Annotated in this window: 11 protein-coding genes; 3 read left to right on the forward strand and 8 right to left on the reverse strand. The window is 68.9% G+C overall.

Annotated elements, in window-relative coordinates; translation table 11 throughout:
- Positions 1 to 300 precede the first annotated feature (300 nt).
- Positions 301 to 1260: a proline dehydrogenase family protein gene (locus tag ACFXHE_RS07560; RefSeq protein WP_379380882.1), complete on the reverse strand. Its 960-nt coding sequence runs from the start codon at positions 1258 to 1260 to the stop codon at positions 301 to 303.
- Positions 1260 to 2918, reverse strand: a complete 1659-nt coding sequence (pruA, locus tag ACFXHE_RS07565; RefSeq protein ID WP_379380884.1) for an L-glutamate gamma-semialdehyde dehydrogenase — start codon at positions 2916 to 2918, stop codon at positions 1260 to 1262. Before pruA ends, ACFXHE_RS07560 begins: the two co-directional genes overlap by 1 nt.
- 232 nt (positions 2919 to 3150) lie before the next feature.
- On the opposite strand from pruA, the gene ACFXHE_RS07570 reads away from it, so the two are divergent.
- Entirely contained in the window at positions 3151 to 4863 is a 1713-nt protein-coding gene (locus tag ACFXHE_RS07570) for a PucR family transcriptional regulator (protein ID WP_379380885.1), read from the forward strand.
- 24 nt (positions 4864 to 4887) lie between these two features.
- Here the strand turns inward: ACFXHE_RS07570 and ACFXHE_RS07575 are convergent, their stop codons facing one another.
- Both ACFXHE_RS07575 and ACFXHE_RS07580 read right to left on the reverse strand, forming a co-directional pair.
- Positions 4888 to 5349 carry a hypothetical protein gene (locus ACFXHE_RS07575; protein ID WP_379380887.1) on the reverse strand — a complete coding sequence of 154 codons (462 nt, stop codon included), beginning with the start codon at positions 5347 to 5349 and terminating at the stop codon, positions 4888 to 4890.
- Positions 5350 to 5500: 151 nt separating this feature from the next.
- Positions 5501 to 6733: a lipase family protein gene (locus ACFXHE_RS07580; RefSeq protein WP_379380889.1), complete on the reverse strand. Its 1233-nt coding sequence runs from the start codon at positions 6731 to 6733 to the stop codon at positions 5501 to 5503.
- 122 nt (positions 6734 to 6855) lie between these two features.
- Between ACFXHE_RS07580 and ACFXHE_RS07585 the strand changes: the two genes are divergently transcribed.
- Positions 6856 to 7938, forward strand: a complete 1083-nt coding sequence (locus tag ACFXHE_RS07585) for a hypothetical protein (RefSeq protein ID WP_379380891.1) — start codon at positions 6856 to 6858, stop codon at positions 7936 to 7938.
- A 22-nt stretch (positions 7939 to 7960) separates the two neighbouring features.
- Here the strand turns inward: ACFXHE_RS07585 and ACFXHE_RS07590 are convergent, their stop codons facing one another.
- Genes ACFXHE_RS07590 through ACFXHE_RS07600 form a run of 3 tightly spaced genes read right to left on the reverse strand, consistent with a single transcriptional unit; the run spans position 7961 to position 10727 of the window.
- Entirely contained in the window at positions 7961 to 9205 is a 1245-nt protein-coding gene (locus tag ACFXHE_RS07590; RefSeq protein WP_379381398.1) for a cytochrome P450, read from the reverse strand.
- A complete protein-coding gene (locus tag ACFXHE_RS07595) occupies positions 9201 to 9395 on the reverse strand; it encodes a ferredoxin (RefSeq protein WP_379380893.1) in 195 nt (64 codons plus the stop codon). Before ACFXHE_RS07595 ends, ACFXHE_RS07590 begins: the two co-directional genes overlap by 5 nt.
- Before the next feature lie 18 nt (positions 9396 to 9413).
- Positions 9414 to 10727 carry a condensation domain-containing protein gene (locus ACFXHE_RS07600; protein WP_379380895.1) on the reverse strand — a complete coding sequence of 438 codons (1314 nt, stop codon included), beginning with the start codon at positions 10725 to 10727 and terminating at the stop codon, positions 9414 to 9416.
- Between the two features lie 455 nt (positions 10728 to 11182).
- Between ACFXHE_RS07600 and ACFXHE_RS07605 the strand changes: the two genes are divergently transcribed.
- Positions 11183 to 11767, forward strand: a complete 585-nt coding sequence (locus ACFXHE_RS07605; RefSeq protein WP_379380897.1) for an NADPH-dependent FMN reductase — start codon at positions 11183 to 11185, stop codon at positions 11765 to 11767.
- 118 nt (positions 11768 to 11885) lie between these two features.
- Here the strand turns inward: ACFXHE_RS07605 and ACFXHE_RS07610 are convergent, their stop codons facing one another.
- A complete protein-coding gene (locus ACFXHE_RS07610) occupies positions 11886 to 12593 on the reverse strand; it encodes a TetR family transcriptional regulator (protein ID WP_379380899.1) in 708 nt (235 codons plus the stop codon).
- Positions 12594 to 12960: the final 367 nt, after the last annotated feature.

A 12960-nucleotide genomic window follows, 5' to 3' on the forward strand; every position in this document is an offset into this window, starting at 1 on the left:
GGATCCTTCGTGCGATCGAGCACTGCCGTGGACGGCAGCCGAGGTAGCCCGCTCCCCTCGTCACCTCCATCTGGGAGGTCGAGCACCCTGCCGAGCCTAGGCGACCTCACAGACCGAACTGAAGGATTGTGAGCAGGAGTTCACCCATAGGTAACGTGCTCCGGTGCGCTACGCGGGCCCGGCCGGTGCCCTGCGCTCGGCCCAGCGGAGCCCGGACGGGGCGGGGTCTCAACCCGATGGGGTGTCGGTATCGCCGACTTCGAGGGTGAACATCCTTGCCCAACCGGTCGCTGGAAATCCTCAGCGTCCTGCGCCCGGTCCGAACGAGCGCAGGAAGAACGCGAGATTGGCCGGGCGCTCGGCCAATCGGCGCATGAAGTACCCGTACCACTGGTCGCCGTAGGGCACATAGGTGCGCAGGTGCGCGCCCGTGGCGACCAGCCGCTGCTGCTCGTCGTCGCGGATGCCGTAGAGCATCTGGAATTCGAAGCGGTCCGGCGACCGCCGTGCCGCCCGCACATAGTGGGCGGCGGCATCGAGCATGACCGGGTCGTGGGTGGCCACCATGGGATAGCCCAGGCCGCGCATGAGGATGTCGAGGCAGCGCAGATAGGACGCATCCACCTCGTCGCGGCCCTGGTACGCGACCCCGGCCGGTTCGCGATAGGCGCCCTTGCACAGGCGGATTCGCGATCCGGGACCGGACAGGTCGCGGCAGTCGCCCTCGGTACGCAGCAGGTACGCCTGCAGCACCGTGCCCACCCAGGGGAAGTCCGTCCGCAACGCGTGCACGACGGACAGGGTGGAATCGGTGGTGGTGTGGTCCTCCGCGTCCACGGTGACCCAGACCCCCGCCGTCGCGGCGGCGGTGCAGATCTTGTGGGCGTGTTCGAGGGCGATGGCGTGGCCGTCCCGGGGCAGCGCCTGGCCCAGCGCGGAGAGCTTGAGTGAAACCTCCAGCGGCCGTACCTCTCCCGTGGACCCGGGCAGAACACCCAGGGTTTCGAGCAGGGCGAGATAATGCGCGACGGTGGCGCGGGCCTGCGCGAGGTCGGTGGTGTCCTCGCCCAGATAGTCGAGGCTGACGTACCGCCCGGAGTCGAGCAGCGTCCCGGTGGCCGCCGCGGCATCCGCCTCGGATTCCCCGGCGACGAAGCGCCGCACCATCTTCCGGGTCGATGCCAGCCCCGTCACCGTCCGTTCCATCCGCGGCGACCGCGAGGCCGCCAGCAGCGCCGGACGCAGCACGGTCGTGAACATCAGCGCTCCCCCGCTTCCGTCGCCACGGCCTGGTGCGGATACCGGTGATCGGTCGGCGGCACGAAGGTCTCCTTGATGGTGCGCGCCGAGGTCCAGCGCAGCAGGTTCTGCGCCGACCCGGCCTTGTCATTGGTGCCGGAGCCCCGCGACCCGCCGAACGGCTGCTGTCCGACCACCGCGCCGGTCGGCTTGTCATTGATGTAGAAATTGCCCGCCGCGTACCGAAGTCGCTCGGACGCCGTCGCGACCGCCGTCCGGTCGTCGGCGATCACCGCGCCGGTGAGTCCGTACGACGACCCGCGATCGACCAGATCCAGCACCGCGTCGAACCCGCCCGGCGTCGCGTCGTCGTAGACGTGCACGGCCAGAATCGGCCCGAAGTACTCGGTCCGGAACGCCTCGTCACCCGGATCCTCGCCCAGCAGGACGGTCGGCTCGACGAAGTAACCCACACTGTCGTCGGCGCGCCCGCCGGTGAGCACGGTCAGACCGGGTGTCGCCTTGGCCCGCTCGAGGGCATCGACATTGCGGTCGAAGGCGCGCCGATCGATCAGCGCCCCACCGAAATTCGTGAAGTCGGTGACGTCGCCGTAGGTCAGCTCCGACACCTTGCCCAGAAAGTCCCCCGACATGCGTGACCACACCGATTTCGGAATGAACGCCCGCGACGCCGCCGAACACTTCTGCCCCTGGTAGTCGAACGCCCCGCGAATCAGCGCCGTGCTCAACACGTCTGGATCCGCCGAGCTGTGCGCAACCACGAAATCCTTGCCGCCGGTCTCGCCGACCAGCCGCGGATAGGTGTCGTAGCCGGCAATGTTCTCCCCGACCGTGCGCCACAGCCGCTGGAACGTCCCCGTCGACCCGGTGAAGTGAATGCCCGCCAGCCGCCGATCGGTCAGCGCCACGGCCGACACCTCGGGACCGTGGCCGTGCACCAGATTGATCACGCCCGGTGGAAGGCCCGCCGCCTCCAGCAGCCGCATCGTCCAATAGGCCGAAAACGCCTGTGTGGGTGAGGGTTTCCACACCACCGTATTGCCCATCAGCGCCGGCGCGGCCGGCAGATTGGCCGCGATGGCGGTGAAATTGAACGGCGTGACCGCGTACACGAACCCTTCCAGCGGCCGATACTCCACCCGATTCCACACCCCCGGCGTCGAGATCGGCTGCCCGGCCAGGATCCCGCGCGCGAAGTGCACATTGAACCGCCAGAAATCCACCAGCTCACACGGCGCGTCGATCTCGGCCTGATACGCGGTCTTGGACTGCCCCAGCATGGTTGCCGCCGCCACCGTCTCCCGCCACGGCCCCGCCAGCAGATCCGCGGCCCGCAGGAATACCGCCGCCCGCTCGTCGAACGACAGCGCCCGCCACCCCGGCGCCGCAGCAGCCGCCGCCTCGATGGCGTCGGCCGCATCCCGCGCCTCGGCCACCGTGATGGTCCCGAGTACCGCCGAATGCCGGTGCGGCTGCACGACATCCACCACCTCACCCGCACTCCGCCGCTCCCGCCCACCGATCACATGCGGAATCTCGAGCGGCGTCGCGGCGAGTTCGGTGAGCTCGGCCTGCAGTCGCGCGCGCTCCGGGGTGCCGGGCGCGAAGGTCCCCACCGGTTCGTTCACCGGCGGTGGAGTGACTGTGACGGCGTCCATGACAACCTCCTGGCGGATTGTGGCCCGTGTCACCGGGCGAGTACGCCGAGTCAACCCCGAATCGTGCCACGGATATTGAGCCGATCGGCCAAAGAACCACCGCACCTGTTGTACGTTCGGCAGAACACCGCTGACGCGCTCGTGCCTGGATCGATGGCGCTGTTCCGGCCATGACCCGCAGGGCCGAGCGTGCCGGCGCGGCAGTACCCAGGCTTTGAACACCGGAGACAGCATGACCGCAGATGAACGCCACACCTCCACCGGTCTGCGGGCCGCCGAGCTCGACCGACCCGGAGTAGCGCTGCGGGAACTGCTGGGGGCACTGGGCACGACGCTCGTCGAACTGGTCGACGCACCGCTCGGGGACGAGGTGGCCATCCGGTCGGTGGCGCTGGTCGACAGTTCGGACCTGAGCTCGGAAACCGTTGCGCACGCACCCATGTCGGACATGTACCTGCACGTGGGGATCGCCGAGGCCGCGGCCGTGCGGTGGCTCGAGGAGGTCGCCCAGCGGGCACCGGCGCAACGACCCCGCGCGGTGCTGTCGAAGTCCGCGGCCGCGGCGGGCGGGTTGCGGCTGGCCGCGCTGCGGGCGGGGGTGGCGGTGGTCGGGGTGCATCCACAGGCCCGCTGGGATCACGTGTACCCGCTGATCCGGCGGATGCTGGATCGGACGGGCCCGGCCCGCGACAGCGCGGACCAGGATCTGTTGGCTGCCGATACCGACCTGTTCGGGCTGGCGCAGATCATCGCGCAGAACGCGGGCGGCATGGTCACCATCGAGGACGCGCACTCACACGTGCTCGCCTACTCGGCCTCCAACGATGCCGCGGACCGGCTGCGGATCCAATCCATCCTGGGCCGGGAGGGGCCGCGCGAGTATCTGCGGATCCTGCAGCAGTGGGGTGTCTTCGACCGGCTGCGGCACACCGACGAGGTGGTCGACCTGCCCGCGCACGCCGAGCTCGACATCAAACACCGTCTGGCCGTGGGGATTCGGCGGCCGGGCGAGGGCAGTGCCGCCACCGTGCTCGGATCGATCTGGCTGCAGGAGGGCGAGCGGCCGTTCAAGTCCGATGCGGCCGAAGTGCTGCGGGGCGCGTCGGCCATTGCCGCGCGCATCATCTCGCGCAGCCTGGACGCACCCTCCACCGAGGCGCTGCTGATCCAGCGCCTGTTCGGCGCGCGCGGCGGCGGTGTCGATGTGCCGTCGGTGGCGAGTGCGCTGGGCATCCCGGTGACCGGCCCGGCCGCGCTCATCGGGTTCGCATCCTCCGGCGCGACCCCCGCCGCCGCGGAACTGTCGGCGCTGGGCAGCACACTTCGCCTGCGCGCGAGCGCCTTCCGCCGCGACTCGCTGGCGACCCTCATCGGCGACCGCGCCTACATCCTGCTCCCCCGCTACCATTCGGCCCGCGCGGTCACCGCCTGGACCCGGCAGCTGGTCGACCAGCTGGAATCCACCGGCGCCCCGATCCTGCGCGCCGCCATCGCCGTTCCCGTCGCCGAGCTGACCGACGTCGCCCGCGCCCGCCTCGAGGTGGACCGCGTCCTGGACAGCACCGCGGCGGGCTTCCCGAAGGATCGGGTGACCACCCTCGCCGAATCCCGTACGGCAGTACTGCTGGGCGAGATCCTCGATCTCATCGCCGCCCGCCCCGAACTCGAGGACCCGCGCCTGACCGCCCTGTTCGACTACGACCGCGGTCACGCCGCGCAACTCGAGGCCAGCGTCGACCACTACCTGCGTCATCACGGCGACGTGCGGGCCGCGGCCACCGCGTTGCGCATCCACCCCAACACGCTGCGCTACCGCCTGCGCCGCGCCCAGGACATCACCGGCATCGACCTCGACGACCCGGCCGATCGCCTACTGCTCGAACTGCAACTGGCCCACCACCGCCGCGGCGCGGACCGGACTCGGCACCGGCCGACCCGGCACTGAGCAACCACCCAGCGCGGTACCGGCCTATTCCGTCAGCGCCGCTTCCAGAATCGGCCACGATTCATGGAGATCCTCTTGCCAATACGGCCAGGAATGCGTGCCCAGCGGATGGAGTACGACGGTGGCCGGTACACCGAGGTCCTGCAATCGCCGCTGGAACGATTCGGTACAACCGTGCACCAGATATTCCAGCACCGCACCGAAGGTCACCGCCTGCGGCATGAGCGGGTCGGTCAGTGATTCCGGTCCCGGGATCCCACTGGTCGGGCGCGGCTCGTCATCAGCGGGATGCAGCACATCGACGGTGACGGTGCGGTCCATGGCGGCCGAATACACCGATATTCGCGTCCGCGCCGGATCGATATCCCGCACGCTGAAAATGGCGGATTCCGTCTGGGAATCGGCGCGCACCATACCCGCGCCGGATATCAGCAACACCACCATGGTCAATGCCGCGGTCACGGCCGTACGTGTGTTGGCGGTCATTCTATGATCCATTCACCAGGTTGCGACGGTTCGAGTGAAAGTGGAACGAGCACCATGGCGGGTAATTCGGATATTAAGTGAAATGCCGATTACTCAATGGCAGCGACACCGAATATATTTTGCTCGATGTCAGCGGAATTTCCGCGGATGGTCAGTGACCCGGACCGGTGCACCCCGGCGGCACCAGCCGACCGGCCAGCAAATCCTCGATCCATCCGGTGGTCAGTGGAATGGACAGCGCGCCGACGATGAAGTGCTCTCCCGGGAACGGCTGCAACCGCACCCGGGCGCCTCGCGCGCACCAGTCGTCGAACAGGTGCTGCGCGCCCGCGAAGGGAACGAAGATCTCATTGACGCCGTGGAAGAGGAATACCGGCGCGGCCGGCGCGCTGCGGCCGGGCCGGTTCTCTTCCAGAATCCGCTGCACCGCAGGCAGTTTCAATGGATCCGGCACGACCGAGAGCTGGTCCACCCGCAGCGGCGCGATCAGCCCGAGCGCCGTCTCCTGCGAAATGCAGATATCGCGGAACATCCGCGCCAACCGCCACCCGTTGTCGTTGAACAGGCCCATCAGTTCCGGGTACTCACGCGCCAGCCCGAGCACGGCCGCCAACAGGACCCCGGTACCCCAGTTGCCGTTCATTGCGGGCAGCAGCATCTGATAGTCCGCCGGCGTCCCCCCGATTATCACGCCTGCCAACCGGATCTCCGGCGCGTAGGTCGGCGCAAGCTGCGCCGCCCAGCTGGTGGCGATCGAACCGCCTGAATAACTCGTCATCACCACCGGCGTCGCCGGCCCGAGCTCCGGCATGTTCGCGCGGGTCACGCCCCGAATGGAATCGAGCACGGCGTGCCCGCCCATCAGCCCCGCCGCGTATGCCTGCCGCGGGCCCTGATGGTCGGGAACGACCACCGCATAGCCCTTGGCCAGAATCAACCGGATCGCTACGACATCGGCCGACACAGCCCGCTTGAGTTCCGTGGAGGGCGCACAGGACTGCCCTAGCGAGGAGATCGGAAGGTTGTACGACACCAGCGGTCTCGGGCCCGATCCCTTCCACGCCTCGTTCGGCAGCAGCAGGGTGGTCACGATGGCGACCGGTTGATTGTGGGAGTCGGTGGACCGCACCAGCAGCTGGTAGGCGCGGGCGCCGGGAAACAGGCTGTCGGTGGTACGGGCGGAGAGCACGCTGCCCGGCGGGCGGGCCTCGAATCCGGGCCTGGGCGTAAAGAAGGGGTCGATCGGCGGCGACGGCAGCACGCTGGCCGGATCGTGTGCCGGATTCAGCAGATCCGAGATGGGATCGGCGTGCGCATGCAGTGGGAGCAGCGCCGTCACCAGCGCCACCAGCATCCATATCCGTGTGAACCGGACAGCAGCCACGAGGAGAGATCGTCACACGCCGTCCGGCGCGCGGCCCGGATTTGCCTCGGCGCGGCGGTTCGGGTCCCGCGGGAAACGCGCACAACCGACAAATCGCCGGATTGGTCTGGCACCCTGTCCCAATGAGATGGTCGATTGTCATGGTCGCCGTGCTCGTGCTCGCGGCCGGGTGCGCTGCGCGGCCATCGGATTCGCCCTGGCGCGAGGTATCGCTGCCGCAGCACGGGGCGCGGGTGCTGGAGTTCGCGCCGATCGCGGGCGGCGTGCTCGCCCTGGGCTCGATTCCGGCCGGCGACGGACGCGCCCCAGCCGCCTGGTCCTCCTCCGACGGTATGCGCTGGACATCCGTCCCCGTCCGGCCCGACAGCCCGTACGGCGCACTGGCGGAACTGATTTCGGCGGGCACCGGCACGCACACCGTGGTGCTGGGTCAGGCTTTCGGTGGCGCGCACAGCAATCCGCGCATGACCATCTGGAGTGGCGACGGCCGAGGCCTGACCGAACACACCCAGGCCATGGAGATGTTCGGCGGCCCGCACGCCATCGCGGTGACCGCGGCGGCCGCGCGCAGCGGCACCGATCTGCTGGTGGGCGGCTGGGACGGCGACAACGGCCGCTACGGCGCCGCGTACTGGACCTCCGCCGACGGCGCCGACTGGCAACGCCACGCGGACGACCCGGCGTTGTCGTCCGCACCTGGCGAACAGACCGGCGCGGCCGGGGTAGGTACCGGCGCGCAGGGCTTCGTCATCGTCGGGGAAACCTTGCGCGACAACATCCTTCGGCCACTGGAGTGGACCTCGCCCGACGGCCTCGGATGGCAGCGTCGCGAGCTGCCCGGTGCGAATGCCGTCGCCGCGCGCGTCGGCTGCGGCGGTGCCGGCTGCACGGTGCTCGGCCAATCCATCGGTGCCACACCGCACGTGCTGTGCTGGCCGTCGGCCGAGGCCGACGCCGTGCCCGGTCCGGGCGCGTCAACGGTCGACGTGCTGCAGGTCCTGCCGACCGCGTCGCGCGTTCTGAGTCTCGTGGCACTCGACCATGTGGTGCAACTGGCGTCGATGACGCCCAATTGCACTGAATGGCAGCAGATTTCCCTGCCGGTGAGCGCGCCCGGGGCTCGCATGGTCGCGCTGCCCGCAGGCCTGCTGCTGGCCACCACCGAGGCCGACCGCAGCAGACTCTGGCTGCATGCCCTGCCCTGACGGCAGGGCGCCGGTCACCGCATCACCATGCGACGGGCAGCGACCGCACCCCGTACACCATGGCATCGTACTTGAAATCGATCTCCTCGGTCGGCACGGTCAGGTGCAGCCCCGGCACCCGCCGGAACAGCGTCTGCAGCACCATGCCGAGCTCGATGCGCGCCAGCTGCAGACCGATGCACTGGTGCCGGCCCGAGCCGAAGGCCAAGTGCTGCGCGGCATTCGAGCGCGCCAGATCCAGGGTGCCCGGCTCGGCGAAGACCTCCGGGTTCCAGTTCGCGGTGGCCAGGTCGAACACGATCGGGTCGCCCGCGCGGATCACCTCACCGCCGACCTCGATGTCCTCGATGGCGACCCGCCGCAGCCCGGTGTCGACAATGGTCATGTAGCGGATCAGCTCGTCGACCGCATTGCCGAGCACCTGCGGGTCGTCGGTCTCGCGAATGATCGCCAGCTGCTCGGGCCGGTCGAGCAGCGCGATGACGGCCAGCGAGATCATGTTCGCGGTGGTCTCGTGCCCGGCGACCAGAATGCCGACAGTCTGCAGCGCGGCCTCCCACACCTGCAGCTCACCGTCGCGCACCAGTTCGGCGACATCGGAGAGCAGATCCTCGGCCGGGTTCTCGGTCTTGGCCTCGACCAGCTTGTTGAGGTAGCCGAGCATCTCCAGCGTCGACTGCTGCTGCTCCTCGGCGGTGGCATTGCCGCCGAAGCCGAGTTCGGTGGCCTCCTGGAAGAACGCGTGGTCCTCGTACGGGACGCCGAGCAGTTCGCAGATCATCAGCGACGGCACCGGCAGCGCCAGCGCCTTCATCAGGTCCGCGGAGTTGCCCTGCGCCAGCATGCCGTCGATGGTCTCGTCGATGTGCTTCTGGATATTGGGCCGCATGGCCTCGAGCCGCTTGGGGGTGAACGGCTTGGCCAGCATGCGCCGGTAGCGGGCGTGCTCCTGGCCGTCGGTGTTGAACATGGTGCGCGGGCTCATCTCCGCGACCGTCTTCATCCCCTCGTGGATGTGCGGGTAGGAGGGGTGGTGGTTGTCGGCGCTGACGCGGGCGTCGGCGAACAGCTCGCGCGCCTCGGTGTAGCCCGTGATCAGCCACGGCTGCTTGCCCTCCCAGGTCCGGACCTTGGAGATCGGGCCGGCGTCGGCGAGTTCGCGGATCTCCGCGGCGGGCGCGAACGGGCAGCTCGCGGCGCGGCGACCGGGATAGAAGGTCGGCTCGGCCGGGGCCTCGGTGCTGGACTCAGGCATATTCGGGTCAATCCTCGATCTGGATGGCTTGCGCTGGGCAGAATTCGGCGGCCGTTCGCACGGCCGGGGCCTGCTCCGGCGCCGGACTCTCGTCGAGCAGCACGACGACACCGTCGTCGTCGCGCTGGTCGAAGACTTGGTCGGCACGCAGCACACAGTGACCGGCTGCGATGCACTTCTCTTGACTGACAGCAACTCTCATGGCGTGTCCGGCCGCGAGTCAGCCACGATCCGTGTCGGCGTCGCAGACACGACGAACCTGCTCCCGGATCGCCTCGGTCACGCGGCCCATCAGGGCGTGACTGTTGCGGGTGGTGTCGTAGTTGACGTGAATGACGAGCCGCTCGGCGACGGTCCACACGGTCAGCTTCGGCGGCATGCCCTTGGCCATGCCGAACGCCTCATCGGAGACGAATTCGAGCCCGCCGGGGATCGAAGGCGTCTGTTCCACACCGAGATTCGCCATACCCAGCGTGGGCTGCGCGCCGAATATCGCGGCGGTCTCCGGGTCGAATGCGCGCTGCGAGGCCCGCATGAACAGGGCCGGGAACCGGGCGTCGAGGGCGGCGCGCATGGCCACCTCGGTCGCCTTGGCCAGCTCGATCGGATCGGTGTCGGCGGCGGCGAAGACCGGGGTGGCCACCCCACCCGCGCAATTGAGCAGCGTCGACTGCGGGATCGGCTCGGCGAGCGAGGCGCGCAGATCCACCGCGTGCCCGAACACCATCGGCACCGGCCCGGAATCCGCCTCGAGCTGACTGCGCACCGCGACCATGGCCACGCCGGTGACCAGGCTGTTGACCGAAACACCCTGCGCGCGTGCGACACCGAAGAAGGCCGCGCTCTGCTCGGGGTCCACCTCGATGCGCTGGGTGGCGAACCGGCCCACCGGGTCGCCGACGCCGTCGCCGTCACGGGGCAGTTCGAGCGGCGCGGGCACCGCGTCACCGGCAGCCGCGATACCGCGCAGCATCGCGACCAAGTCGTCGACCTCGGCCTCGGTGACACTGCCCGCCAGCAACGTATCGATGCCGTCGACCAGCGTGTTGTCCGAATTCGACGGCGGCAGTGGCGAACCCGCCAGCTGGGCGCCGTAGCGCTGCCACATGTCGTCGCGCAGTGCCAGCGCCGACCGTCCATCGCACATGCCGTGGTGCATGATCAGCACGATCTGGTCGAGACCGCCCTCACGCAGCACGTGAGCCTTGAAAAGGCCGGTGCTCCAGTTCTGTTCGATGTTGACCAGCCGCTGATAGCCGTCGGGTCCCCACTCGGTGACCTCGAGCGGGGGCTGGTACTCCTCGCGAACCCGGAAGACCGGCTCACCGCCGGGCTCGTGGACCATGACCGCGCGCAGCAGCGCGTGGTCGGCGGCCAATTCCGCCAGCACCCTGCGCATGACGTCGGGATCGATCTCACCGCGCACCGTGGTCGCGACGAACAGCGGCACACCGGCTTTCGGCACATCGCCCCAGCGGGCGTCGGGGTCGAAATGCTTGAACTCGAAGGACGATAGCGGTCGTTCACTACTCATAAAGCCCTGGCACTCCCCATTGTGAAACATGCCCTTCCGACCATACACACGACTGGGACAATCGTCAGGACTGTTGTCAGGAACCGGTTCCGGCTCCGAGTGCCCGAATGCCTTCCGGCACAAGAATGTTGCCTGGCCTGCCCCGATGCTACGGGCGGACGAGATGACTGGCCCGCGCGCTGAAGGCAAGGGCGCCAGCGCTTTCGAGTTGCGACGCTGAACTGAAGCGCAGCTCGTTCAGAAAGATCGCCATCCGCTCGATGGTCGAAATCCCAGGGCACGTGCCGATTCGAGGGCTCGGTGGGCTGAACCGCACTCGCGGGAAACCGCCCGGCGGCCCGGACGGTTCCGGACACCAGGCGAGTGACGCACGTCACTGCGCCGGGCTCTCACAACGCGAGGGGTCGGCGGCCACTTGTGTCGTCGAGTCGTCACCACCCAGAGGAGTAATCGACATGACCAGAATCGGCATCATCATCGGCAGCACCCGGCCCGGCCGCAACGGCGAGAAGGTGGCCCGCTGGGTGCAGGCCATCGCCGCCGAACATGCAGGCGAGACAGCCGAATTCGAGCTGATCGATCTGCAGGACCACCAGCTCCCGCTGCTGGACGAACCCGTCCCGGCGGCCCGCACCCCCGTACAGCACCCGCACCCGCACACCCGCCGCTTCGCCGAGCACGTCGGCTTTTGCGACGCCTTCATCTTCGTGACCGGCGAATACAACACCGCTCCCCCGTCCTCCCTCGCCAACTGCATCGACTATCTGTACGCCGAATGGGCCTGCAAGCCGGTCGCCTACGTCGGCCACGGCATCTACGGCGCGGTCATGGCGATCCAGAAGCTGCGCGCCCAGGCCGGTGTCCTGCGCATGGCCGACATCGGCCCCCAGCTGGCCCTGACCCTGCGCGACGACTTCGTCGCCTACGCCGAATTCCGGCCCCAGCCACCGCAAACCCCCGCCCTGCACGGCGTGATCGACGAACTCCTGGCCTGGACACACGCCCTGACCCCACTCCGCGAACCCGCCACCATCGCCTGACCGGAGCGGGCGGACATCCTGCGCCCCAGCATGTTCGGCGCCGATGGCCGACCGCGTCCTCACCACCGCGGGCGAAACCCCGCCGGGATCCGTGGATCCGGCGGGGAACCACGATCAGCTAGTCGCCGCTGGCCGCGCCGATCAGGATCTGCCACGGCCAGGCCGGGTCCGACGGGTTGTCGGGCAGCTCGGTGAGAAGGTCTGCGGCGGTGCCCGAGACGGGGGCGGTGAGCATGCCGACGGTGGCGTCGATGATGTTGGTGGTGAACAGTGCGGTGCACGGGTCGTCGGCGGCCGGGGCGGCGTGTTCGAGACCCGCGAGGGCACGGACGGCGAGCATCATGCTGAACGACAGGCGGGTGCGCAGGACCGGGGCCGGAATGCGGGTGAGCCGCTCGGCCAGGGCCGCCAGGACGGCCCGGACGCTGTCGGTGACGGCGGGATCGGCCTGGGTCAGAGCGTAAACCCAGGGGGGCGTGGAGACTTGGGCGAGAAAGCGCAGATAGTGGGCGTCCGCGCGAGTGGCCTGCTCGGCGAGCGGGCGGATCAGGGCGTCGGCGAGTTCCGCGGCGCCGAGGCGCCGGCTGTCGTGGCCGAGTTCGGCGAGCAGCTCCCAGCGGCGCTGATTCACCTGCCCGGTGTGTTGTTCGAAGATCTCCCGGACCAACTGTTCCTTGGTGCCGAAATGGTATTGCGCGGCAGTCTTGTTGCGCTGACCGGCGGCCGCGGTGAGCTCACGCAGCGACACCGCGTCGATGCCGCGCTCGGCGAACATGCGCAATGCGGTCGAAGCCAGGATCTGCCTGGTGGATGGGCCGTCTGACACTCCGACATCGTAGTGATCCGGTCCCGGTCCCCGAGCGAGGCGCACCTGGCCCGTGGGCCGGACACACCCGGCAACGCCGCTGCCGCTGAGCGGTGGCATAAGTCCCGGTCAGCGGAACTCTCGAACTCTGGGGTGGACCTCCCGATCGGATGTCAATACCCAGGCGCGGGGATCAGACCGGCCTTTGACAAGCCGTCCTCTCGAGGCATGTGCCTTAAGGCAGTCGACTTACAATTCGGATCTATCGAGGAGGGTTCCATGAGACCTGTCCGAGGATCCTCTTCGCCCGCTCCTACGTCTCCGGCCCCGACATCCTGTCGGGCCGCTTCGCCATGCCCGCGGTCGCGCCGATCGGCTGACCGGCTCC

Origin of the sequence: Nocardia sp. NPDC059229, assembly GCF_042754165.1 — a bacterium.
In the GTDB taxonomy this organism is placed as follows: domain Bacteria; phylum Actinomycetota; class Actinomycetes; order Mycobacteriales; family Mycobacteriaceae; genus Nocardia.